Raw genomic sequence first — 24840 nt, 5'->3', positions numbered from 1 at the left:
GACTCAGCCCTTCTTCTTGTACATTGCCAGCATGCGCTGCGTGACGAGGAACCCGCCGAAGATGTTGACGCTTGCCAGCACCAGCGCCAGGAAGCCGAAGACCTTGCTGATCCAGTCGGTGTCCGAGGCCAGCGATACGCCGACGGCCAGCAGGGCGCCGACCACGATCACCGAGGAGATGGCGTTGGTCACGCTCATCAGCGGTGTGTGCAGCGCCGGCGTCACCGACCACACCACGAAATAGCCCACAAAGATCGCCAGCACGAAAATGGCGAGGCGGAAGGTGAACGGGTCGATCGTTCCGCCGGTCACCAGCCCCACGGCGGCGGTCACGGCATCGGCGGTGTGTTCTGCTGTGGCATCCATCTACTTGCTTCCCTTGTCGGCAGGCGTCTTGGCGGCAGGCGTCTTGGCGGCAGTCGTCTTGGGGGCTTTGGCGGCGGGGGCCTTGGCAGCAGCCGCCTTGGGCGCAGCCGGCTTTTTCACCGCGGGTTTGCTGGCAGCAGGTGTCTTGGCAGCAGGTGTCTTGGCAGCAGGCGCCTTGGCTGCTGCAGCCTTCGGCTTGGCAGCGGTCTTGCTGGCCGGCCCGGTCTTGATCGGCGCATCGGCGGGCACCGCCCCTGTCGCCGCTTTGGTCGCCGCAGGCTTTCTGGCCGGTGCCGTCTTGCTGGCAGCGCCCGACTTCACCGGCGCATCCTGCACCTCCGGCTTGGGCATCGCCGCCGCAGGCGACTTGCTGTCGATCTTGATATTCGGATGCACGATGACGCCGTCCCGGGTCAGCACCGTCGCCTTGACCAGTTCGTCGTCCCAGTTGACCTCAAAGGCCTTGGTCTTTTTGTCAAAGAAGATGTCGAGGAACGCCACCAGGTTGCGCGCGTAGAGCTGGCTCGCGGAAGTGGCCAGCCGGCCCGGCACGTTGGTGTAGCCGATGATGGTCACCCCGTTGGGCGTCACCACGACCTTGTCCGGCTCGGTCAGCTCGACATTGCCGCCCCGCTCGGCCGCCAGATCCACGATCACCGATCCGGGCAGCATGCTCTCGATCATCGCCTTGCTCACCAGCTTGGGCGCCGGGCGGCCCGGAATGAGGGCCGTGGTGATGACGATGTCCTGCTTGGAAATATGGCCGGCAACCAGTGTCGCCTGCGCCGCCTGTTCGTCCTTGGTCAGTTCGCGGGCATAGCCGCCACTGCCCGAGGCGTCCTTGAGCGCGTCCGTCATGATGAACTTGCCGCCCAGCGATTCCACCTGCTCGGCAGCCGCGGCGCGCACGTCGGTGGCGGTGACGACGGCGCCAAGGCGCTTGGCCGTGGCAATCGCCTGCAGTCCGGCGACACCCGCCCCCATCACGAAGGCCTTGGCCGGCCGCACGGTGCCGGCTGCGGTCATCATCATCGGGAAGGCGCGCTCGAACGCCCCTGCCGCATCGATCACCGCCTGATAGCCGGCAAGATTCGCCTGGCTGGAGAGGATATCCATCACCTGGGCGCGGGTGATACGCGGCATGAATTCCATGGCAACGGTGGTGACCCCGGCCTTGGCCAGAGCGTCGATCTCGCTCTCGTTGCCGTAGGGGTCCATGCCGCCCACGACCATCGCGCCCTTGGCGACGCCGGCCAGCTGGATGGCCTTGGGGCGGCGCACTGTCAGGACGATATCGGCGCCCTTGAGCACCGCCGCAGCGGCGCCCACCGTGGCGCCCGCCGCCGTGTAGTCGATATCGGGAAAACGGGCCAGTTCACCGGCCCCCGCTTCGATTGCAACCTCGGCTCCCAGGGCAATCAGCTTGCCGACAGTCTCCGGAGTGGCGGCAACCCGCGTTTCGCCGGCTGTGCGCTCACGCACCACTGCAATCTTCATGACGCTCTCCTGATCCAACCTTTGCTGCGCACGCCGCGCCACCGGGTATCGGGCCCGGAAAAGAAAAACCCGCCGTTAGCTACGGCGGGTTGAGCCCGTGACCACCAGTGCAACTGCGCCGACCGGGATCAGCAACAGCAGCAGCCAGCCGATGAGCGGCTGCCCGCCTTCGATGAAGGCATAGAGCGCCAGCACGATCACCGCTATCGAGGCGATGCCCCACTTGAGCATCTGCATGAAGCCCTCGTAGGTCGCTTCGTGCTGCGGATAGTCCATGGCCGGCGGGAGTTGCTCGGCTTTTGCGGCAGGTTTCTTGGCCATAAAGTCCTCTGGCAGATTAGACGTAGACTAGCTCTCAACTGGGCTGGGTGGCTTCCAGCTCGCCGATCAGCCTCTCGATCATGCCGAGGCCCAGCGACCAGAAGTCGGGATCACGCGCATCCAGTCCGAACGGCTTGAGCAATTCGGAATGATGCTTGCTGCCCCCAGCCTTGAGGAGTTCGAAATAGCGTTCAGCGAACCCCTCGCTGGCCTTCTCATACTGTGCGTAAAGCGAGTTCACAAGACAATCCCCGAACGCATAGGCGTAGACGTAGAATGGCGAGTGGATGAAGTGCGGAATGTAGGACCAGAAGGCCTCGTAGCCGTCATTGAGCTTGATCGACGGACCCAGCGATTCCCGGCTGATTTCCATCCAGATCTCGTTGATCTGTTCGGTGGTGAGTTCACCCTCCTTGCGCGCCGTGTGCACCTTGCGCTCGAACGTATAGAACGCAATCTGCCGCACCACCGTATTGAGCATGTCCTCGACCTTGCTCGACAGCATGGCAAAGCGCAGCTTCTTGTCGGTGGTCTTGGCCAGCATCGAGCGGAACGTCAGCATCTCGCCGAATACCGATGCCGTCTCGGCCAGGGTCAGCGGCGTCGGCGCCATCAGCGCCCCCTGCGGACCGGCCAGCACCTGATGCACGCCATGCCCCAGTTCATGCGCCAGCGTCATCACGTCCCGGGCTTTGCCCAGATAGTTGAGCATCAAATAGGGGTGCGCGCTCGGCACCGTCGGATGCGCAAAGGCGCCGGGTGACTTGCCGTCCTTGACCGGCGCGTCGATCCAGCCCTTCTCGAAGAACGGCTTGGCCACTTCGGCGAGCTCGGGCGAAAAGCCCGCATAGGCCTCCATCACCGTCGACCTGGCGGTTTCCCAATCGAACAGCCGCTCGTCGCTCGACGGCAGCGGCGCATTGCGGTCCCAGGCGTTGAGCTGCTCCTTGCCGAACCACCTGGCCTTCATCTTGTAGTAGCGGTGGCTGAGCCGCGGATAGGCCTCGCGCACGGCCGTCTCCAGCGCATCGACCACTTCACGCTCGACCGAATTCTCCAGATGCCGGCTGTCGGCAATGTCCTGGAAGCCGTGCCAGCGGTCGGAGATTTCCTTATCCTTGGCCAGCACATTGGTGATGTGGGTAAAGAGCCGGCCATTGCTGGCCAGCGTCCTGGTCAGTCCACCGAACGCCGCCTCGCGCTTCTTCTCGTCGCGATCGGACAGCAGGTTGAGCGTGCTCTCGAGGCCGAGCTCCTCACCGTCCACGGTGAACTTGAGGCTCGCCATCGTCTCGTCGAACAGCCGGTTCCAGGCCGAGGCACCGGTCACCGATTTTTCGTGGAACAGTTCCTCGATCTTCTCCTCGAGCTGGTAGGGCTTGGCCTTCCGCAGCTCGTCGAACCACGGCTTGTAGTGCATCAGCGCCGCATCGGCGGCCATAGCGTCGTTCAGAACGCCTTCATCGATGCGGTTGAGTTCGAGCGAAAAGAAGATCAGCCCGGTCGAGAGGTCGGTCAGCGCCTGGCTGGTATCGCCCAGGAACTTCACCTTGTCGGGCTCCTGCGTGTTCCGCACATACTGCAGGAAGGCATACGATCCGATCTTGCCGGTGATCTCGTTGAGCGCCTCTATGCGCTTGATCGCCTTAACCAATCCGCCGGACTTCGCCAGCCCTTCGAGCTTGCCCTTGTAGTCCGCCTCGAAGGCCTTGGCCTCGGTCCGCGCCGCCGCGATATCGGCCTTCAGCTCGGCCGAGTCATTTCCCGGATAGAGGTCGCTCAGGTCCCAGACCGGCAGCGTTCCCAACAGGTTATGCCCCTTCTGGGCGGCAGCTTCGGACGTGGTCATGGGCAGCTCTCTCTCGGTTTTGGCGGCGCGACCATACCCAGCCCCCTCTCCCCCATCAAGCGCACGCCAAATTCCTCAGCCTTAATCGCCTCTTAACTCCCTCGGACGATGCTGGGTCAAAACGGCACAGCACGATTCGGGAACGCAGCCCGGTCGCGCAAAGACAATGTTCTGGGGAACAATGACCCGCGTCCTGATTGTTGACGATGATCCCGTGCAGCTCCGGCTGACCGCCGAAGTGGCCAACCGCGCCGGCTTCGAGCCGCTCACCGCCACCGGCGGCCGGCAGGCCCTCGACCTGCTTCGTGCCGACCCCGGCATCGGTGTCATGGTCCTCGACCTGGTCATGCCCGAGATCGACGGCATGGCCGTGCTCGAAACCATGGCCCGCGAGAACATCACCACGCCCGTCATCGTCCAGACCGCGCATTCCTCGATGGAAACCGTGGTCACGGCGATGCGCCACGGCGCCGCCGACTTCTTCGTCAAGCCCGTCGCGCCGGAACGCCTCATCATCTCGCTGCGCAACGCCCTCAAGCTCGACGAGCTCGAGACCCTCGTCCGCACCGACCGCAACCGCCGCTCCGGCACCCTGGCCGTGTCCGACATCGTCACCACTTCGCCGCTGATGGATCGGGTCATCACCCTTTGCGGCAAGGCCGCGCGCTCGCCCATCCCGGTGCTCATCGAGGGCGAGACCGGCGTCGGCAAGGAGCTGATTGCCCGGGTCATCCAGGGCACCGGCGACCGGGCCGGCAAGCCGTTCATCACCGTCAACTGCGGTGCCATCCCGGCCAATCTGGTCGAGTCGATCCTCTTCGGCCACAAGAAGGGCGCCTTCACCGGCGCCGTCTCCGACCACGCCGGCAAGTTTGCCGAGGCCCATGGCGGCACCATCTTCCTCGACGAGGTCGGCGAGCTGCCGCTCGACACCCAGGTCAAGCTGCTGCGCGTCATCCAGGAAGGCGAGATCGAGCCGGTCGGCTCGGGCAAGATCGACAAGGTCAATGTGCGGGTCATTTCGGCCACCAACCAGCGGCTGCTCAACCTCGCCAAGTCCGGTGCCTTCCGCGAGGATCTCTATTACCGGCTCAACGTCTTTCCGATCTACGTGCCGCCCCTGCGCGACCGTGCCGAGGACATTCCGCTGCTGGTCAGCCATTTCATCGCCCGGCTGTCGGCGGAAGCCGGCCGTCGCGTCGTCGGCATCTCTCCCGCGGCGCTCGACATGCTCAAGACCTACAGCTGGCCCGGCAACATCCGGCAGCTCGAGAATGCCGTCTACCGCGCCGTCGTCCTCTGCGACGGGGCCTACCTCGAATCCGTTGACTTCCCGCAGATCGTCGCCCAGCTCGCCGGACGCGCCGACGCTGTCAAGCTGACGCAGAGCCTGCCCGCCCCTTCAGGACCCGTTCATGTAGACCAGGTTACCACCCGGCTTCGTGAACTGGAAAAAACCGAGACGGTTCCGGATCGGTTTCTCGATGCCAAGGGCGAAGTGACCCCGCTCTCTGATCTGGAGCGTGAACTCATCGCCTTTGCCCTCAAGCACTATGGTGGCCGCATGTCGCGCGTCGCCCGTGCCCTGGGGATCGGGCGCTCGACGCTCTATCGCAAGCTCCGCGAGTACGGACTGGACGAAGGTATGGAGAGCGAGGCGGCCTAGACACTTCCGTTGCAGCAGGGTCACAGACCAGCCTCACAAAATCGTGTGGAATTGTCAGTGTTAACAGATGTGGGATAAGTCAAACTCATATTGGGTCTTGCTGCGCGACGAGTCCTCCCCCCGGTTGCGCTCTTCCTGCTACAATGAGCCCGCAGGGGCACGGAGTCAGAATGCGTAGGTTAAAGGCGTCATTGCTTGCCGGAATAGTGCTGTTCGGTATGTCCGGAAGTGTTCTGGCCCAGGAAGTCGTCCGGGTCGCCGGCATCGACGCCACGCGCATCATCATTGCTCCGCCGCAAACCGAGCTTGCCCGCATCATCAAGACCGGCCTGTCGGCCGCCTATCAGGACGCTGCCCGGGACACCCGCGCTTACGCCCAGGCGCAAAAACTCTATTTCTTCTATGGCGCCCGCCATTTCGAGCCGCTGTGGCTGCACCAGGACGGCTCCGGCAAGGTGAGCTTTGCGCCCGCCGCCGAGAAGATCATGGCGGTGTTCCGCAATGCCGAAGTCGAAGGCTTCCGCCCGAGCGACTATCTGACGCCCGAACTCGATCTGGCTGCCGCCGGCACCGATCCGGGCAAGCTGGCCGCGCTCGAGACCGCGTTCTCGGCTGCCACGGTGCGCTATGCGCAGGACGCCTATGGCGGCCGCATCGCACCGACGGCGGTCAACAGGACCTGGACCGTCACACCCAAGCGCATCAACGAGGCCGAGCTGCTCATGCAGCTGGCAGAAAGCGATACGCCCGACCAGGTGCTGCTCGACCTCGCGCCCAGGCACCCTGAATTCCAGCGTCTCAAGCTGGCTCTGGCCAAGTTCGGCTCGGAAGAGATCGATCAGGTCTCCATCCCGGATGGCAAGCTGCTCAAGCCCGGCATGACCGACGAACGCGTGCCGCTGCTGCGCCAGCGTCTCGGGGTTGCCGAGCCCGACGTGCCGGAAACCGCCGGCGCCGAGGCTGCGCCCGACCTTTCCTTCGACGATGCCCTCGTCGAAGCGCTCAAGACCTTCCAGACGAGCCTTGGCCTCAACGCCGACGGCGTCGTCGGGCCGGCGACCGTCGCAGCCCTCAACGGTGGCACGGCCACCACCAAGGACGACATCATCGCCAATATGGAGCGCTGGCGCTGGGAACCCGACGATTTCGGCGACTTCCACGTCTTCGTCAACCTTCCCGAGTTCCGCGCCCGGATCATCGAGCACGGCGAGGAAACCTACTCGACGCGCGTCGTGATCGGCACCGCCGCCCACCAGACGCCGGTCTTTTCCGACGAGATCGAGCACATCGTCGTCAATCCCTACTGGAACGTTCCGGCCTCGATTGCGGCCAACGAGATCAAGCCGCACCTCCTCGCCAACCCGGGCTATCTCTCGGGCCAGAACATGGAAATGCTGTCGGGCGGCAAGGTCATCAATGCCTCCGCCATCGACTGGACCTCGACCAACATCAACAACTTCCACATCCGCCAGCGTCCCGGCGGCGGCAATGCGCTGGGTCAGGTCAAGTTCCTCTTCCCCAACCAGCATGACGTCTATCTGCACGACACGCCGTCCAAGTCCCTGTTCTCCCGGTCTTTCCGCGCCTACAGCCATGGCTGCGTCCGGGTCGAGAACCCGATGGAATTTGCCGGCGCGCTGACCAAGAACGAGACCAAGATCAGCCAGGCCTCGCTCGAGGGCATGATCGGCAGTCGCGAAGCGTGGGTGAATGTCGAGCACCACATTCCCGTGCACCTGACCTACTTCACCCTGCGCGTTGACGAGGATGGCACCATCCGCTCCTACGGCGACGTCTATGGCGCCAACAAGAAGCTGATCGAACTGCTCAACCAGTAGATTCGAACCAGATTCCCGCAATATCTGGCAAAGCCCGGCGTGCTGCTTGCGCCGGGCTTTGTCGCATCTGACTGGTGCACAACGGCAAGCGTTTACGGCTGCTTAAGAAAATGGCCTTGGTTCAGCCGCGATTATTGCCTAAAAGCAGACTCTGAGGGGTGACTGGCAACGGACACCGCAGGACGGGCTGGCGTTAATCGACTGTAATGGTCTGCTCGCTACAATGTCCTTCTTTGAAGTGTTGCAAGGGTCGGGGCGTGCCGGGGAATTCACTATCGCATCTTCAGCGTGTGTTGCGGCTGCTCCTGGCCGTGGTCGTCGCGCTGACTGCAGTCCTGCCCACGACGGTCCTCCCGGTGGCCGCCGCTTCGGGCGGCGACCGCACGATCTACATGCGCCACACCCATACCGGCGAAACCGGCAAGTTCACCTTCCGCCGCAACGGCAAGTACGACGCCAAGGCCCTCCAGCAGCTCAACGTCTTCCTCGCCGACTGGCGGACCAAAGAGCCCACCAAGATGGATCCGGCGCTCTTTGATCTGCTCTGGACCGTCTACCAGGAAGTCGGCGCCAGCCAGCCGATCAACATCGTTTCCTCCTATCGCTCGCCCAAGACCAACTCCATGCTGCGCGCCAAGTCCTCCGGCGTTGCCGAGAACTCGCAGCACGTCAAAGGCAAGGCGATCGACTTTTTCATCCCCGGCATCAAGCTCGCCACCCTGCGGGAAGCCGTCATGCGCCACCAGGTCGGCGGCATCGGCTACTACCCCACCTCCGGCAGCCCCTTCGTTCACGCCGATACCGGCTCGGTCCGCGCCTGGCCGCGCATGACCCGTGCCCAGCTCAAGAAGGTCTTCCCAGACGGCAAGACGTTGCACCTGCCCACCGACGGCACGCCGCTGTCCTCGTCGGGCCGCGCCTATGCGCAGGCCGAGTGGAGCAAGTGCCATACCGTCCCCTGCCGCGGCGGCGTCATCACACCCGGTTTCTCCGCCACACCCGATATCATGGTGGCACAGGACGACAGCTCCGCCCCGGTTCCGCTCTCCCGTCCCGGCCGCCTCTACGGCGGCGACAGCGCCGGCATCATGCTTGCGGCGCTCGAAGAACCGACCCAGCGCTCGGTATCGACCTTCGCCATTGCCCCGCAGCCGCTGCATCGTCCGTCGATGCAGGTTGCGAGCCTCGCTCCGGATGCCGTCGCGCCGGTCCCGGCACCGCGCCCGTCCCGCCTGCTCCCCTCCGGCGGCAGCAGCAGTGGCGCCCTGGCGGCCATCGACAATTCCGTGCCCCAACCGCGCGTCCTGATGTCGCCCAAGGACGGGCCGACCTTGGTCACCGCCTATGCTCCCGGCAATACGGCGCTGCAGATGCTGATCGAAAGCTCCGATACGCCCATCACTGACGCTCTCGCCTCCGGCATCGACGCCGGTCTGCGCACCGGTTCGCTGGGCGGCAACGCCTTTAAGGGCATGTTCGACTCCACGTTCAACGCTGTCAGCGGCGCCGTGCCGGTCAGTGCCGCGGCCGCTGTGCGCCAGGCCGCGCTCAGCCGCCAGCCGATCGGCTCGATCCAGACGCGCCATACCGAGTTCGTTGCCCCCGAGATGGACCACGTCAACGAGACGCTGACCACGCCGGTCCTCATGTCGGGCGGACACTTTGCCGAATTCTACGAGGCCGAAGGCTATCTCGACAAAGCCGCCGAACTGGGTCCGCTGGCCGGTCGCATGGCCTTCCTCCCCGACGTCGGGCAGGAACTTGATTACGATCAATTTGTGACCAACGCCCCGCTGCTGGTCGCCTCCCGCTAAGTCTTTTCATTGCATTGCCGGACCGTACTCTCTAAGTCAGGGAGAACTATAAAAGCCGCAAGGCGTAGCGCATTGTCCGACAAGCCACAGACCCCGCATCTCGATCAGGTCGCGTCACCCGCCGACCTCAAGGCCCTCAGCCGCGACGAGCTGCATGTGCTTGCCGACGAATTGCGCGCCGAGGTCATCGACGCCGTCTCGGTCACCGGCGGCCATCTCGGTGCCGGCCTGGGCGTCATTGAACTGACCGTCGCGCTGCACGCCGTCTTCGATACCCCCGATGATCGCCTGATCTGGGACGTCGGCCACCAGGCTTACCCGCACAAGGTGCTCACCGGCCGCCGTGACCGCATCCGTACCCTGCGCCAGGCCGACGGCCTGTCCGGCTTCACCCGGCGCGCCGAGAGCGATTTCGATCCCTTCGGTGCCGGCCACTCCTCGACCTCGATTTCCGCCGGCCTCGGCATGGCGGTCGCCTCCGAACTCAAGGGCGAGGACCGCAACGTCATCGCCGTCATCGGCGACGGCGCCATGTCGGCCGGCATGGCCTACGAGGCCATGAACAATGCCGGCGCCCGCGATGCGCGCCTGATCGTCATTCTCAACGACAACGACATGTCGATTGCGCCGCCCACCGGTGCCCTGCGCTCCTATCTGGCCAAGCTGGTCTCCGGCCCCGCCTATCGCGGCCTGCGCGACACCGCCAAGTCCATCACCGGCAAGATGCCGCGCATCATCCATGAAACGGCGCGCAAGACCGAGGAGTTCGCCCGCTCCTTCTTCACCGGCGGTACGCTGTTCGAGGAACTCGGCTTCTTCTATGTCGGCCCCATCGACGGCCACAATCTCAACGATCTGGTCGACGTGCTGCAGAACGTGCGCGACTTCGAATCCGGTCCGGTGCTGATCCACGTCGTCACCAAGAAGGGCAAGGGCTATGCCCCCGCCGAGTCCTCGGCCGACAAGTACCATGGCGTGTCCAAGTTCAACGTCATCACCGGCGCCCAGGCCAAGGCCCCGTCCAATGCGCCCAGCTACACCAATGTCTTTGCCGAAAGCCTGATCCAGGAAGCCGAGGCCGACAGCCGCGTGGTCGCCATCACCGCTGCCATGCCCTCGGGCACCGGCCTCGACAAGTTCGCCGAACTGTTTCCCACCCGCGTCTTCGATGTCGGTATTGCCGAACAGCACGCCGTCACCTTCGCCGCCGGCATGGCCACCGAGGGCATGAAGCCCTTCTGCGCCATCTATTCCACCTTCCTGCAGCGCGCCTACGATCAGGTGATCCACGACGTTGCCGTGCAGAACCTGCCGGTCCGCTTCGCCATCGACCGCGCCGGCTATGTCGGCGCCGACGGCCCGACCCACGCCGGCAACTACGACTCGGCCTATCTCGGCGCCATCCCCAACATGGTGCTGATGGCCGCGGCTGACGAAGCCGAACTGCGGCACATGGTGGCCACTGCGGCAGCCCACGACTCCGGCCCCATCGCCTTCCGCTATCCGCGCGGCGAGGGCCTCGGCGTCGACATGCCGGCCCGCGGCGACATCCTGCCCATCGGCAAGGGTCGTATCCTCAGACAGGGCGCCACCATTGCCATCCTGTCCTATGGCACCCGGCTGGGCGAAGTGCTGGCAGCCGCCGAAAAGCTCGCCGCCTATGGCCTCACCCCCACCATCGCCGATGCCCGCTTCATGAAGCCGCTCGACGAGGAGCTGATTGCCACACTGGCCCAGACCCATGATGTCATGCTGACGGTCGAGGAAAGCGGCATTGGCGGCTTCGGCAGCCATGTGGCCACCTTCCTGGCCAGCAACGGCCTGCTCGATGGCAAGCTCCGCTTCCGGCCGCTGATGATCCCCGATGTGTTCACCGAACAGGCCGGCGTCAACGACATGTATGCCGCCGCCGGCCTCGACCGCAGCGGCATCGTCGCCGCAGCGCTCAGGACCCTCGGCATCGATGTCGACGCCCGGCGCATCCCGGCCAGCCCCAAGCTCTAGAGCCGCAGCTCAGCCCGCCAGAAACAGGTCAGCCGGCCCAGGGGCCGGCTGACAGGAAGCTATTCGTCGTCTTCGTCGGGCGGCGCCGCGGCCATGCCGAGGGCGGCCATGTAGAGCTCGAGCAGAGCCTCCTGCTCCATGCGCTCGGCATGGTCCTGCTTGCGGATGGAGATGATCTTCCGCAGCACCTTGGTGTCAAAGCCGTTGCCCTTGGCCTCGGCATAGATCTCCTTGATGTCGTCGGCGATCGCCTTCTTTTCTTCTTCCATGCGCTCGATGCGCTCGATGAAGGCACGCAGCTGGTCCTGCGCGACGCTGTCGCTGGAAACGGTATCGGCCACTTCAAGACCCCTTGTTCGATTGAGCCCTCCTTCAACCGTGTCGCGCGCGCCGGTTCAACCCCAAACCGACGCAATCCACACCCCTGCCGAAATGCCGCGCCACCCGCTCTCCGCCTGTCCGCATTTCCGTCAAATCCGGTGTTTAGCGGTTGACAGCGCCGGGGGTGGTCCGCATGTAGGGGCCGCGCCGCTGAGCGTGCCTTCCGCCTCTTCCGGGTTGGTCCATTGCGCATTTTCTTGATTATCGGCGGCGTCGTACTCGCTTTGATGCTCGGCATCGCCGCCTGGGTCCTGATCCCCAAGTCCCCTGCCCCTTCTGCCGAACAGCCCGCCGTCGCCGTGGCGCCGGCCGAGCCTGCCGCAGTCACCGTCAGTTCGGACACCGAAGCCGAGACCGGCGACGGCAGCCTGCGCGTCTGCAACCAGACGCCCAATCCGGTCTCCATCGCCCTGGGCTACCGTGCCGACCGGGGCTGGCAGTCCGAGGGCTGGTGGGTCGCCCAGCCTGCCGAGTGCAAGACCGTCTACTCGGGCAAGCTCGACGCGCGCTACTACTACATCTACGCTGCCGACGACATCGGCGGCGGTTCGTGGGACGGTGCCAACTACATGTGCACCCGCGACGAGACCTTCACCATTTTTGGTGTTGAGGATTGCCTTGCACGCGGATACGAACGAACGGGCTTTTTTGAGATCGATACCCAGAACCGTAGCAACTGGATGCTTCAGCTCACCGACGGCGAGGTACTTGGTGCCGAGCCGGCCGGCGGCACCGATGACATCCCGTTGGAAGGGGATGGCGGCACGGGCGATGATCAGCCAAGTCTTGATGACGGTACAAGTCTTGATGACAGTACAAGCCTTGAATGACAACTTTGGTGCAAAGGTAAAGTCACCCCATGAGACGTTTGCGACGCGTGAAGATCGTTGCCACCCTGGGCCCCGCGTCCAGCGACGAGAAAACGATTGAGGAACTGACGCGCGCCGGCGCCGATGTCTTCCGGATCAACATGAGCCATGCCAGCCACGATCTGCTCAAGCAGACCGTCACTCGCATCCGCTCCGTGGAAAAACGCCTCAGCCACCCCATCGGCATTCTCGTCGATCTGCAGGGCCCCAAGCTGCGCGTCGGCACTTTTGACGGCGGCTCGATCCAGCTCAAGCAGGGCGGCACCTTCACCCTCGACGGCAATGCCGCGCCCGGCACCGTCGACCGGGTCTGCCTGCCGCATCCCGAAATCATCGAATCCGTCTCGGTCGGTGACCGGCTGCTGCTCGACGATGGCAAGCTGCAGCTGCGCGCCACCAAGGTTGGCGGCGGCGCTATCGAAACCACCGTCATCTATGGCGGCAAGCTCTCGGACAAGAAGGGCGTCTCGCTCCCCGACACCCTGTTGCCGATGGGCGCGTTGACCGAGAAGGATCACGCCGACCTGCTCAAGGCGCTGGAAAACGACGCCGACTGGATCGCGCTCAGCTTCGTGCAGCGCCCCGAAGACATCATCGACGTGCGCAAGATCGTCCAGGGTCGCGCCGGCGTCATGGCCAAGATCGAAAAGCCGCAGGCTGTCGAGCGGCTCGAAGAGATCATCAAGCTCTGCGACGCCTTCATGATCGCGCGTGGCGACCTGGGTGTCGAAATGCCGCTCGAGCAGGTCCCGGGCCTGCAAAAGCGCATGATCCGTATCGCCCGCCGCTTCGGCAAGCCGGTGGTCGTCGCCACCCAGATGCTCGAGTCGATGATCACCTCGCCGGTGCCGACGCGCGCCGAGGTCTCGGACGTTTCGATCGCCGTGTTCGAAGGCGCCGATGCCGTCATGCTCTCGGCCGAAAGCGCCTCGGGCCAGTACCCGATCGAGGCCGTCTCGATGATGAACAAGGTCGCCGTCTCGGTCGAAAGCGACATCAACTATCGCGGCATCATCCGGGCCCAGGCCACCGAGCCCGAGGCCACCGCCGCTGACGCCATCTCGGCCGCCACCCGCCAGGTCGCCGAGACCCTCGACCTCTCGGCTATCGTCACCTACACCTCGTCCGGATCGACCGCCGTGCGCGCCGCCCGCGAACGGCCGAGCAAGCCGATCCTCGCCCTCTCCCCCAACCACCGCACCGTCCGTCGCCTCTCCATCGTCTGGGGCGTGCATTGTGTGGAGACCGAGGACGCCGTCAATCTCGAGGACATGGTCGATCGCGCCTGCGTCATCGCCTACCAGGAGGGCCTTGCCCGCCCCGGCGACCGCATCGCTATCACCGCCGGCATTCCGCTGGGCACCCCCGGGGCCACCAACATGCTCCGCATCGCCTTCGTCCGCCAGGACGGCGCCGGCTCCTCCTGAGCCTGCCCTTCATCGCTTTTCTCAAAGGGCCCTCACGGGCCCTTTTCTTTGGAAGGGCTGCATTCTCGACCGGCCCGTTTTCTCGACCAGCTACGCGCCACGGATCTCTGCCCCACTGCTCTCGCACCCCTCATGGTGAGCCTGTCGAACCACGAGGGGCTGCACCGGCGCCCGACCTTGCGGTGCCGCCCGACCTCGTCCTTCGACAGGCTCAGGATGAGGTCTCTCTGCTGTTGGTGGCCCCTCGCTTGCCACCCCCCCGTCGTTCATCCCGGCGCAGGCCGGGATCCAGTAACCGCCAGCGCCTCCATTACCCACCAGCCTCTCCGTCAGCCTCTCCCTCGCGGGGAGGGTCGGGGTGGGGGGGCGAGAGCCACGATGGGTCATTCATCCCGCCGATGTCACTCGCGCGGACGACAGCTGCAAGCCACTGACGCCGCGGGATGATCCAGCCGCATCGTAAAACTTGTCCCCGCCCTCTCCGCTCGGCGTAATCTTCCCCCATCTCCCCGCGACGGACGGGAAGCGCGACGAACGCTTGCGGAGGGGACTGCCGGGAGGGGGAAGGGAGTCGTCTCACGCCCCTGGGCCAAGTGCACGGAGTTGAAAAGGGGCGGCAAGTCGGGCTCCAGTCTCCCGAAGCGCGGGACAATGCCACAAAACCCGGTTCCCCGAGGCGGCTACCGTCTCGTTATTATCATACCCAGAGACGGCAAGCGCCTCGGGGCCCGATCCACCACACACCAACCGGAGGCGGGCACGCCGGCCGGGGCAAAGCCACGTCACTTGCCTTGCGATACATCCCGGCGTACGCCCCTAGTCACGAAACTCTGGAGCCCACGCATGTCCCACCCCTCCCTCGATGCCGTCCTCGCCAATATCGACGCCAACCTGGGAGGTAGCCTCGAGCGGCTCAAGGAACTTGTGCGGATCAAGTCGATCTCCACCGACCCCGCCTATGCCGAGGAATGCAGGCGCGCTGCCGAATGGCTGGCCGCCGACCTGCGCAATGAGGGCTTCGAGGCCGCGACGCGTCCCACCCCCGGCCACCCCATGGTGGTCGGTCATGATCGCACCGGCTCGGGTCCGCATGTGCTGTTTTACGGCCACTACGACGTACAGCCCGTCGATCCGCTCGAACTCTGGGACAGCGACCCGTTCGAGATCGATCTCAGGAAGCAGCCGGACGGCGAGACCCACATCGTGGGTCGTGGCACCTCGGACGACAAGGGCCAGTTGCTGACCTTCATCGAAGCCTGCCGCGCCTGGCGCGCCGTGACGGGCAGCCTGCCCGTGCAGGTCTCGGTCTTCCTCGAAGGCGAGGAAGAGTCGGGTGGCAAGAGCCTGCCGCCCTTCATGCGCGAGAACGCCGAGGAACTGGCCGCCGACGTGGCACTGGTCTGCGACACCGATCTGTGGGACGCGAACACCCCCAACATCACCTCGATGCTGCGCGGCATGGTGGCCGAAGAGATCGAGATCACCTGCGCCAGCCATGACCTGCACTCGGGCATGTTCGGCAATGCCGCGCGCAACCCCATCCAGGTGCTGGCCGATATCATCGCCACGCTGCGCAACGCCGATGGCTCGGTCGCCATCGACGGCTTCTACGAGGGCGTCGAGGAGCTCCCGGCCGACATCGCCGCGCAGTGGCAGCGCCTGCCTTATGACGAAGCCGCCTTCCTCGCCGGCGCTGGCCTCACCACGGCCGCCGGCGAGCAGGGCCGCAGCGTCCTCGAGCAGACCCGCAGCCGCCCCACCTGCGAGATCAATGGCATCACCGGCGGCTACACGGGCGAAGGCTTCAAGACCGTCATTCCGGCCAAGGCCAGCGCCAAGATCTCCTTCCGCCTCGTCGGCCAGATGGATCCCGACAAGGTCCGCGCCGCCTTCCGCAAGCACGTCACCGATCGCCTGCCGCCGGACGCCAAGGTCACCTTCAGGGCGCATGGCGGCAGCCCGGCCGTCTCGGTGCCGACCGATGGCCTCTTTCTGCGCCAGGCCGCAACGGCCCTCGCCGAGGAGTGGGGGACGGAAACGGCCATCACCGGCTCGGGCGGTTCCATTCCGGTGGCCGGCGACTTCAAGCGCATCCTCGGCCTCGACACCCTGCTGATCGGCTTTGCCGCGGTCGACGACCGCATCCACTCGCCCAACGAGAAGTACAACCTCTCCTCGTTCCACAAGGGTATCCGCTCCTGGGCCCGTATTCTGGCGGCCTTCGCGGCGACAAAAGCCTGACCGGCTAGCGCCGCTGGCGCGACTCGAGCAGGGCCTTGAGCGTGGCGAGATCGGCGCGGATCCATTCCAGTTCGGATTGGAACGCGTCGTCCGTCACGCCGTCCACCTGGAACATGGTCAGCATAAGTTCGACGCCGTCGCCGTTGCGGATCAGCCGGACCGGTGTCGCACGTGCCGACCTGTCTTCGACACTCACCGAAAAGTCGATGACGCCGAAGGCATTGCGCGGCGCGAACTCGAAAATCTTGCGCCCGGGAGCGGCGTCGGCCACCCAGCGATTGCCGTCCAGGTGCTGGATACGGCCGCCAAGCCCTACCAGCCAGGTCGGCAGGTTCAACGGATCGGCCAGGAATTCATAAGTATCGGCAAATGGACAGTCGATTTGCACAATCAGGGTTTCGCTGCGCAGCACGTCTTGAATATCCTCTGAATAGCATGCCGGCACTCAATGCCCCCAAACCGGCCAGAGCAAGAGCAACTTTCGACATAGCGGGACCGCCATGCGGAATCGCGGACAACAAAAAGCCCGCTCGGAGCGGGCTTTTCAAAAGGCGGCCGGCCGAAACCGGCGCGCAATCAGCCCTGGCGGGCTTTGAAGCGCTTGTCGACCTTGTTGATGATATACACGCGGCCGCGACGGCGGACCAGCTTGTTGGCGCGATGGCGGCCCATCAAAGCCTTCAGAGAATTGCGGATCTTCATCGTCAAACCTCGGCACGAAACAAAAGGGGCGCTGCGCGCCCTTGGAATTGCGCCGTAAATAGGGGGAAACACCCGGCCTGTCAACGCTTGCAGCGTCCCTACTGCGCGTTAACTGCTGCCAATGTCGTCATTCCCCTCAGGCAGCGGAATCCGTCGCCGGATTCATGAACAATTCATGCTCCACAGCGATAATCGCCCCATGTCCATGACCATCCTGTCGAAAATGAAAGTTGCCGTCGCCGACGACCATTTCATGGCGCCGCTCTCGGCCGGCATGCTGCGCAGCCTCGGCTTCAAGCTGGTCGCCGAAGTCAACGACACCGTCGCCCTGCGCAAGCTCCTGGGCAGCGAGCGCATCGGGCTGCTGCTGCTCGACGACAAGCTTGGCCCCGACAACACGCTCGAGATGGTCCGGCAACTGCGTGCCGACAACGAGGCAGCCAACCGCACAATTCCGATTCTGATGACGTTCTCCGAGGCCTCCAATGAGCGCATTCTGGCGGCGCGCGACGCCGGCGTTACCGAGTTCCTCAAGAAGCCGCTGAGCGCCAATGTCATCAATCTGCGGCTGACCCAGGCGCTCGCGAACCCGCGGCCTTTCGTCGAAGCCCAGGTCTATACCGGCCCCGACCGCCGCCGCCGCGCCCTCAAGGTCGAAGGCGATCGCCGCCAGAAGCCCTAGGCGCCCGCCTCGAGGTCCAGTTCCTTCCAGCGGTGACAGGCCACCAGCCCCTTGCCGGTGCTCTCCAGTGGCGGCCGCTTTTGGGCACAGATCTCGATTGCAAATCGGCACCGCGTCCTGAAGGTGCAGCCCGACGGCGGATTGATCGGCGACGGAATTTCGCCCTCCAGCCAGTCAATGGTGCGCTGCCGCGCCCGGATCGGATCGGGGATCGGCACCGCCGTGAGCAGCGCCCGCGTATAGGGATGCTTGGGATCATCGTAGAGATCATCCCCTTCCGCCAGTTCCACCATCCGCCCCAGATAGAGCACCAGGATCCGGTCCGACACATGCCGCACCACCGAGAGGTTGTGCGAAATGAAGATCAGCGTCAGCCCGAACTGCTCCTTCAGGTCGGCCAGCAGATTGAGGATCTGCGCCTGGATCGACACGTCCAGCGCCGAAACCGGCTCGTCGCAGACGATCAGCTTGGGATCGGTGATCAGCGCCCGCGCGATGCCGATGCGCTGCGCCTGCCCGCCCGAAAACTCATGCGGGTAACGGTTGATCATCTCCGGCAGCAGGCCGACCGCCTCCATCGTCTTGATCACCTTGGCCCGGCGCGCCTTGGCGTCGAGTTCGGGCATCAGCGTGCGCAGCGGATCGGCAATGATCTCGCCTACCGTCATGCGCGGGTTCAGCGACGCCAGCGGGTCCTGGAAGATGATCTGCAGGTCACGTCGGCGCTTGCGCATCTCGTCGGCTGGCAGGCTGGCAATGTTCTCGCCCATCCACAGGACCTGACCGGAGTTCGGTGGCAGCAACTGCAGGATGCACCGCCCCAGCGTCGACTTCCCGCAGCCGCTCTCGCCCACGATGCCCAGCGTCTCGCCCTGCCGGATCGAGAACGAGATATCCTCCAGCGCGGTCAGCGTCAGCGGCCTCGTGAACAGCCCGCCCGATACCGAGAAGGTCTTGCCCAGGTTTTCGACACGCAGGATGTCTGGTCGAGCATCCATCACGCCACCTCTTTTCGCTGCAACGGGCCTTCGAGCCAGCATGCCTTGGCGCGATCCCCTTCGATGCTTTCAAGTGGCGGCCGATGCTCGAAGCACTTGTCGAACCGGAAGGCGCAGCGTGGATGAAACGAACACCCAATGGGCAGGTGCTCGAGGCTCGGCGGCAGCCCCTGGATCGGATCGAGCCGCTGCGCCCGCTTGGCCACATGCGGCGTCGAATGCAGCAGTCCCAGCGTGTAGGGATGACGCGGGTCATAGAACAGCTGGTCGGTCGTTCCCCTCTCGACCGCGCGGCCGCCATACATGACCATCATGCGGTCGGCGAGGCCGGCAACCACGCCCAGATCGTGCGTGATCATCACCAGTGCCGTGCCGAAATCATGGGTCAGCGACTTGAAGAGGTCCAGCATCTGCGCCTGCACCGTCACGTCCAGCGCCGTCGTCGGCTCGTCTGCAATCAGGATCTTTGGACGGCACAGCAACGCCATGGCGATCATCACCCGCTGCCGCATGCCGCCGGACAGCTCGTGCGGATAGGCATTGGCACGCTTGACCGGCTCAGGCATGCCGACCCGTTCGAGCATGTCGATGACGGCCTTCTGGGCGGCGCCCTTGTCCATCTTCTGGTGCCGGACCAGCACTTCGGCCAGCTGTGATTTCACCTTCAGGCTCGGGTTGAGCGAAGTCATCGGATCCTGAAAGATCATCGCGATATCGCGGCCGCGATACTCATCGAGCGCATCCGGCGTCATGCCGATCAGATTGACGTCCCCCAGCATAGCCCGGCCGGTGGCCCGGCCGTTTCGCGCCAGCAGACCCATCAGACCCAGAAACGCCTGGCTCTTACCGGAGCCGCTCTCGCCGACCACGGCAAGCGTCTCCCCGCGGTCGAGTGTGAAGTTGAGCTCCGATACGGCCTGCACTTCGGACTGGTGCAGATCGAACGTGACTCTCAGATCTTCGACAGAAAGTACCTTGTCCATTCAGCGATCCTTGGGATCGAGGGCGTCGCGCAGACCGTCGCCCAGATATGAGAAGCAGAGCAGCATGGTGACCAGCACAACTGCCGGAGAAATCAGCATCCAAGGCAGCGCCTCGGCCACCGGTGCCCCGAACGAGATCAGTGTCCCCAGCGAGGTCTGCGGCTCCTGCACGCCCAGCCCCAGATAGCTCAGGAAGCTTTCGGTGATGATGATCTCCGGGATCGTCAGCGTGGCGTAGATCACCACCGGGCCCGTGAGATTGGGCACGATGTGCCGGAAGATGATGGTGAACGGTCCTGCCCCGCCGGCCCGTGCTGCCTCGATGAACTCGCGTGTCTTGATGCTCAGCGTCTGGCCCCGCACGATCCGCGCCATGGTCAGCCATTCGAGGGCACCGATGCCCACGAACAGCAGCACCGGCGAACGTCCGAAGATCACCACGAGGATGATGACGAAGAGGATGTAGGGCAGCGCGTACATGATATCGACAAAGCGCATCATGATGGCATCCAGCCGGCCGCCGAAAAAGCCGGCCACCGCGCCATAGACCACCCCGATGATCACCGACACCAGCGTGGCAACAAACGCCACCAGCAGCGACATCTGCGTGCCCTGCAGCGTCCGCGCCAGCATGTCGCGCCCGTTCTGGTCGGTGCCCAGATAGTGGCCCTTCTCGAAATCGGGGGGCTTCCTGATGCTGCTCCAGTCGATCTTGTCGTATTCCCACGGCAGGAAATACGGGCCGATATAGGCCACGAGGATCAGCGCCACGAGAATGAAGATCGACGCCAGCGCAGCCTTGTTGGCCGTGAGGCGGCGCAGCGCATCCTGCGTCAGCGACCTCCCCTTGGGGGCCTGCAGCGCTTCGGCATAATTGCTGAGGACCGCGTCCTTGCCCGTAATGCCGGCCATCAGCGGAACCTCACCTTGGGATCGAGCCAGGCGTAGAGGACGTCCACGATCAGGTTGAGCGCCAGAATGATGAAGACGTAGAGTATGGTCGTCCCCAGGACGAGACCGTAGTCGCGGTTGAGCGCCGCGGTGATGAAATACTTGCCGATGCCGGGCAGCGCGAACACCTGCTCGACCACCAGCGAACCGGTCAGCAGGTAGGAGAGCCCTGGCCCGAGATAGGACACAACCGGGATCAGGGCCGGCTTCAGCGCATGCCGCGCCAGGATCAGGCGAGTGCCAAGCCCCTTGGATCGTGCCGTGCGGATGTAGTTCGTCCCCAGCACCTCGATCATTGAACCGCGCACCAGCCGCGCCACGCGTCCGCCATGCGGCAGCGCCAGGATCAGCACCGGCAGCACCAGATGGATCATCGATCCCGGCGTGTAGCCGCCCACCGGCAGCCAGCGCAGATAGACGCCGAACACCAGTTGCACGATATTGGCCATCAGGAAATTTGGAATGATGATGCCGATCAGCACGATGGCAACCAGCAGATAGTCCGGCCAGCGGTTCTGGTTCACCGCCGCCACGGCGCCGGCGATCATGCCGCCCAGCGTGCCGAAGAAAAAGGCGGTAAAGCCCAGCATCAGCGTGAACGGCAGCCCGATGCTGATCAGCCGGCTGACGGAAAAATCTTCCATGACCATCGACGGACCGAAATCGCCGCGGAACACGCCGCCCAGATACATGAAGAACTGCGTGTAGATCGGCTGGTCGAGATTGTAGTGCGCCCGCAGATTCTTGAGCACATTGGGCGGCAAAGCGCGCTCGCCGTCAAACGGCCCGCCCGGCGCCAGCCGCAGAATGAAGAAGCACACCGTGATCGTGATCAATACGATCGGGATAGCCGTCAGGACGCGCCTGAGCGCATATCCGAACATCTGTAGAAACCTTTCCGCAGGTTGCGGCAGCCCCGCCTGGCGGAGCGCTGGCAACGGGGCAGCGGACTGGTCCACTGCCCCGCATGGGGTCGGTTATTCCGACTTGCTCATCCAGCGGACGCGGTTGATGTCCTTGGCATTGTCGACAAAGCCCGAGATCTTGGGCGACACGACGTTCTTGGACACATACCAGTAGATCGGGATGGCGGCGAACTCGTCCATCGCCAGCGCCTCGGCCTGGTGCAGCAGTTCGCCACGCTTGGTCAGGTCGAGTTCGGTCGACGCCTGGTTCATCAGGTCGTCAAACGCCGGATTGGAGTAGCGACCGTAGTTGTTGCCCCAGTTCATCGTCCCGTCCTGCATCACGCCCGACCGCAGCAGGTCGAGGCTGTTGCTCGGATCGGAATAGTCGAGCAGCCAGCCGGCGCGACCTACCTGAAAATCGCCGGCACGCAGGGCGTCGTAGTGCACAGCGGTTTCGGAGTTGAAGAGCTCAACCTCGACGCCGATCTGCTTCCACATGTCCGAGATCGCCACGGCGATACGCTGGTGGTTGTCGTTGGTGTTGTAGCGGAGCTGCAGCTTGAGCGGGTTTTCCGGCGAGTAGCCGGCGTCTTCCATCAGCTTCTTGGCTTCCTCGACGCGCGCGCCGTAGTCTTCCATCGACCATGCGGGGGCATAGGTCTCGCCGCCTTCGAAGTTGGCGGTACCGGGCGGCACCCAGCCATAGGCCGGCAGTTCGCCGGTGCCGAGCACGTCCGGACCGATCACGTCGCGATAGACCGAGATCGACAGGGCCTTGCGGATGTTCATGTCGTCGAGCGGCGGCTTGGACTGGTTGAGCACGTAGTAGTAGATGCCCAGGAACGGTGCCACATGGGCTTCGCCCGGGTAGTTGTCCTGCAGGAACTGATACTGGTCTGCCGGGAAGTCGGTGAGGATATCGAGCTCGCCGGCGCGATAGCGGCTGAGAGCGGCCGTCAGATCCTCGGTGTTGTCCCACTTGACCTCATCGATCTTGAGCATGTCGGCGCCGTAGAACGTCTCCGACTTGACGCCGCGCAGGTACGAACCCGGGATCCACTCGACCAGCTTGTAGGGGCCGTTGCCGACGAAATTCTCCGGCTGCGTCCACTGGTCGCCGTACTTCTCGATCAGGTCCTTGCGGATCGGAAAGGCGGTGTAATGCGTCAGCGCCTGCAGGAAGAACGGGGTCGAAGCCTCGAGAGTGATCTCGAGGGTCTTGTCGTCGATCGCCTTGACACCGAGCTCGCTGAAATCGGTGATCTCGCCGGCGCCGATCTTGGACGAATTCTTGATCGGATACTGAAGATAGGCGTATTCGGAAGCCGTCTTGGGGTCGAACAGACGCTGGAAGGCGTCAACGAAGTTCTGCGCCGTAACCGGCTCGCCGTCCGACCACTTGGCGTCGGCACGCAGCTTGAAGGTATAGACAGTGCCGTCGTCCGAGATCGTCCAGGACTCGGCCTGGCCCGGAATGGCGTCGGCATGCTCGTCCTCGGCCATCAGGCCTTCAAACAGCTCTCCGACAATGCGATTCTCCCAATCGCCCGATGCCTTGTGCGGATCGAGCGAGCCCGGCTCACTGCCGTTCCCGAGATTGAGCGTGACGGCTTGTGCACCACTGAAACCGGCAAGGCTCATGGTGCCTGCGAGCGCGACAGCTCGAAGGACGTTTGTAATTTTCATTGTGTCCTATCTCCTAGATTGACGTACCTGACATGTCCGGACTCCTTGATCCGGATCTCATTATTTAAGGGCCTGCAGAACAATGGTCTGCAGGCCCCGTACTGAAATCTAGAACGCGGACGTCTCGATTGACAAGGAAAAGCTTGACGCTTGCGTCAACGAATCTGACGCATTTCCACAGTCTGGTACGGTGCGTGCCTAGCCGCCAACGAGGCCCGATTGCTGCAGCAGCGTGAAGGCGATCGCTGCCGCCACGATGACGGTCCACGGCAGCCAGGCCGGCCAGCGCGGCCCTGTCTTGGGCTTGGGGTCGGGCTTCTTTTCCGGCTTTTTCTCGATCTTCCGAAACTTGATGACGTTGTCGGCCATGGCTAGGCGGCCCTCTCGACCAGCGCTGCAACGCCCATGCCGCCAGCGGTACACACTGAAATCAGAGCGCGCTGCTTCTGCTCGGTATTGAGCAGCTTGGCCGTCATGCCTAGGATGCGCGCGCCGGTGGCAGCGAACGGGTGGCCGTAGGCAAGGCTGGAGCCCTTGATGTTGATCCTCGCGGCATCGATCTCGCCCAGTGGCGTTTCGCGGTCGAGCACCTTCCGGTTGTAGTCCGGGTCACGCCAGGCCTTGAGTGTCGCCAGCACCTGCGCCGCAAAGGCCTCGTGGATCTCGAAGAGATCGATATCGTCAAACGTCAGGTTCGAGCGGCGCAACATCTCTGAGACGGCAATGGTCGGCGCCATCAGCAAGCCTTCGCCGGCCGCGAAATCGTTGGCCGCCACCTGCCCCAGCGTCAGGTAGGCGAGCACCGGCAGGCCGCGCGCCTTGGCCCACTCTTCGCTGGCCAGCAGCACTGACGAGGCGCCATCCGTCAGCGGGGTCGAATTGGCTGCCGTCAACGTGCCATGCCCCGACGACCTGTCGAAAGCCGGCTTCATCGTCGCCATTTTTTCGAGGCTGGTGTCAGCACGGACGTTGTTGTCCTTGAGCACGCCGGCGAACGGCACGACGAGGTCGTCGTGATAGCCGTCGTCGTAGGCCTGTGCCGCGTTCTTGTGGCTCCTGAGCGCCAGCGCATCCTGCTCCTCGCGGCTGATGCCCCATTCCCGGGCCATCAATTCGCAATGCTGCCCCATCGACAGACCGGTGCGCGGCTCCTGCGTCGATGGCGCCACCGGCGTCAGTTCGCCGAAATTGAAACCCTTGAACACCTTGAGCTTCTCGCCGGCGGTCCGCGCCCGGCTGAGGTCGATCATCCGGTGCTGGAACTTGTTGCCAAAGACCACCGGACTGTCGCTCACCGTGTCCGAGCCGGCTGCAATGCCGCTGTCGATCTCGCCGGTGGCAATCTTGGCGCCCAGCAGGAGCGCCGCCTGCAGGCTGGTGCCGCAAGCGATCTGCACATTTGTCCCCGGCGTACGCGGCGAGTAGCCGGCGTCCAGCGCCGCCTCGCGCGCCAGGTTGAAGTCCCGGCTGTGCGCGATCACCGAGCCGCCCATGACCTCGTCGATCTTTTCGCCCTTGAGATTGTACCTGTCGGCGAGCCCGGCCAGCGCCGCACCCATCATCGAAAGGTTCGTTTCATTGGCATAGCCGGTGTGTCCGCGGGTGAACGGAATGCGGGCGCTGCCGACAATGGCGACTTTTCTCATCTCGGCCATGG

Annotated in this window: 22 protein-coding genes; 8 read left to right on the top strand and 14 right to left on the bottom strand. The window is 64.2% G+C overall.

From position 1 onward, the window contains the following. Positions 1–3 precede the first annotated feature (3 nt). The 4 genes from AC0L4C_RS09045 to AC0L4C_RS09030 form a co-directional block, all read right to left on the bottom strand. Positions 4–366 carry a proton-translocating transhydrogenase family protein gene (locus AC0L4C_RS09045; protein WP_473403303.1) on the bottom strand — a complete coding sequence of 121 codons (363 nt, stop codon included), beginning with the start codon at positions 364–366 and terminating at the stop codon, positions 4–6. After that, positions 367–1863: a Re/Si-specific NAD(P)(+) transhydrogenase subunit alpha gene (locus AC0L4C_RS09040; RefSeq protein ID WP_473403301.1), complete on the bottom strand. Its 1497-nt coding sequence runs from the start codon at positions 1861–1863 to the stop codon at positions 367–369. 75 nt (positions 1864–1938) lie between these two features. Continuing rightward, entirely contained in the window at positions 1939–2184 is a 246-nt protein-coding gene (locus AC0L4C_RS09035; protein ID WP_473403300.1) for an aa3-type cytochrome c oxidase subunit IV, read from the bottom strand. A gap of 34 nt (positions 2185–2218) precedes the next feature. Next, positions 2219–4033 (bottom strand): M3 family oligoendopeptidase, encoded by a 1815-nt coding sequence (locus tag AC0L4C_RS09030; RefSeq protein WP_473403299.1) that lies wholly within the window; start codon positions 4031–4033, stop codon positions 2219–2221. A 181-nt stretch (positions 4034–4214) separates the two neighbouring features. On the opposite strand from AC0L4C_RS09030, the gene AC0L4C_RS09025 reads away from it, so the two are divergent. The 4 genes from AC0L4C_RS09025 to dxs all read left to right on the top strand — a co-directional run bounded on the left by AC0L4C_RS09025 (position 4215) and on the right by dxs (position 11355). Continuing rightward, the gene (locus AC0L4C_RS09025) at positions 4215–5699 is read left to right on the top strand and encodes a sigma-54-dependent transcriptional regulator (protein WP_473403298.1); all 1485 of its coding nucleotides are present in this window, start codon (positions 4215–4217) and stop codon (positions 5697–5699) included. A 218-nt stretch (positions 5700–5917) separates the two neighbouring features. Then, positions 5918–7537, top strand: a complete 1620-nt coding sequence (locus AC0L4C_RS09020) for a L,D-transpeptidase family protein (protein ID WP_473403297.1) — start codon at positions 5918–5920, stop codon at positions 7535–7537. Between the two features lie 290 nt (positions 7538–7827). Next, the gene (locus AC0L4C_RS09015) at positions 7828–9351 is read left to right on the top strand and encodes a peptidoglycan L,D-endopeptidase MepK (protein WP_473403296.1); all 1524 of its coding nucleotides are present in this window, start codon (positions 7828–7830) and stop codon (positions 9349–9351) included. A 72-nt stretch (positions 9352–9423) separates the two neighbouring features. Further along, positions 9424–11355: a 1-deoxy-D-xylulose-5-phosphate synthase gene (gene dxs / locus AC0L4C_RS09010; protein WP_473403295.1), complete on the top strand. Its 1932-nt coding sequence runs from the start codon at positions 9424–9426 to the stop codon at positions 11353–11355. 59 nt (positions 11356–11414) lie between these two features. On the opposite strand, the gene AC0L4C_RS09005 is transcribed toward dxs, so the two are convergent. Beyond that, on the bottom strand, positions 11415–11624 hold the full coding sequence (locus tag AC0L4C_RS09005; RefSeq protein WP_473403486.1) for a DUF2312 domain-containing protein: 210 nt from the start codon (positions 11622–11624) through the stop codon (positions 11415–11417). A gap of 297 nt (positions 11625–11921) precedes the next feature. Here AC0L4C_RS09005 and AC0L4C_RS09000 point away from each other — a divergent pair, with 297 nt between their 5' ends. From AC0L4C_RS09000 to AC0L4C_RS08990, 3 genes are all read left to right on the top strand, one after another. Continuing rightward, positions 11922–12566, top strand: coding sequence for a DUF1036 domain-containing protein (locus AC0L4C_RS09000; RefSeq protein WP_473403294.1), 645 nt, complete (start codon positions 11922–11924; stop codon positions 12564–12566). A 29-nt stretch (positions 12567–12595) separates the two neighbouring features. After that, positions 12596–14032: a pyruvate kinase gene (gene pyk, locus AC0L4C_RS08995; RefSeq protein WP_473403293.1), complete on the top strand. Its 1437-nt coding sequence runs from the start codon at positions 12596–12598 to the stop codon at positions 14030–14032. Between the two features lie 843 nt (positions 14033–14875). Then, positions 14876–16273 (top strand): M20/M25/M40 family metallo-hydrolase, encoded by a 1398-nt coding sequence (locus AC0L4C_RS08990; RefSeq protein WP_473403291.1) that lies wholly within the window; start codon positions 14876–14878, stop codon positions 16271–16273. A gap of 4 nt (positions 16274–16277) precedes the next feature. On the opposite strand, the gene AC0L4C_RS08985 is transcribed toward AC0L4C_RS08990, so the two are convergent. Then, positions 16278–16685 (bottom strand): SRPBCC family protein, encoded by a 408-nt coding sequence (locus AC0L4C_RS08985; RefSeq protein WP_473403290.1) that lies wholly within the window; start codon positions 16683–16685, stop codon positions 16278–16280. Between the two features lie 164 nt (positions 16686–16849). Beyond that, positions 16850–16975 (bottom strand): type B 50S ribosomal protein L36, encoded by a 126-nt coding sequence (ykgO, locus tag AC0L4C_RS08980; protein WP_473403289.1) that lies wholly within the window; start codon positions 16973–16975, stop codon positions 16850–16852. Between the two features lie 175 nt (positions 16976–17150). On the opposite strand from ykgO, the gene AC0L4C_RS08975 reads away from it, so the two are divergent. Beyond that, entirely contained in the window at positions 17151–17657 is a 507-nt protein-coding gene (locus AC0L4C_RS08975; RefSeq protein WP_473403288.1) for a response regulator, read from the top strand. On the opposite strand, the gene AC0L4C_RS08970 is transcribed toward AC0L4C_RS08975, so the two are convergent. The 7 genes from AC0L4C_RS08970 to AC0L4C_RS08940 form a co-directional block, all read right to left on the bottom strand. Next, complete coding sequence (locus AC0L4C_RS08970; protein WP_473403287.1) at positions 17654–18655, bottom strand: ABC transporter ATP-binding protein; 1002 nt, start codon at positions 18653–18655, stop codon at positions 17654–17656. The genes AC0L4C_RS08975 and AC0L4C_RS08970 overlap by 4 nt on opposite strands. Beyond that, entirely contained in the window at positions 18655–19638 is a 984-nt protein-coding gene (locus AC0L4C_RS08965) for an ABC transporter ATP-binding protein (RefSeq protein ID WP_473403286.1), read from the bottom strand. The genes AC0L4C_RS08970 and AC0L4C_RS08965 overlap by 1 nt, the downstream gene beginning before the upstream one ends. Continuing rightward, on the bottom strand, positions 19639–20550 hold the full coding sequence (locus AC0L4C_RS08960) for an ABC transporter permease (RefSeq protein ID WP_473403285.1): 912 nt from the start codon (positions 20548–20550) through the stop codon (positions 19639–19641). Next, positions 20550–21473, bottom strand: coding sequence for an ABC transporter permease subunit (locus tag AC0L4C_RS08955; protein ID WP_473403284.1), 924 nt, complete (start codon positions 21471–21473; stop codon positions 20550–20552). Before AC0L4C_RS08955 ends, AC0L4C_RS08960 begins: the two co-directional genes overlap by 1 nt. Positions 21474–21566: 93 nt before the next feature. After that, a complete protein-coding gene (locus AC0L4C_RS08950) occupies positions 21567–23183 on the bottom strand; it encodes a peptide ABC transporter substrate-binding protein (RefSeq protein WP_473403283.1) in 1617 nt (538 codons plus the stop codon). A gap of 198 nt (positions 23184–23381) precedes the next feature. Next, on the bottom strand, positions 23382–23552 hold the full coding sequence (locus AC0L4C_RS08945) for a hypothetical protein (protein ID WP_473403282.1): 171 nt from the start codon (positions 23550–23552) through the stop codon (positions 23382–23384). Between the two features lie 2 nt (positions 23553–23554). After that, on the bottom strand, positions 23555–24838 hold the full coding sequence (locus AC0L4C_RS08940) for an acetyl-CoA C-acetyltransferase (RefSeq protein ID WP_473403281.1): 1284 nt from the start codon (positions 24836–24838) through the stop codon (positions 23555–23557). Positions 24839–24840 lie beyond the last annotated feature (2 nt).

It is taken from the genome of Devosia sp. J20-27 (genome assembly GCF_055808595.1).
This window is presented reverse-complemented; position numbering and strand designations above follow the sequence as displayed.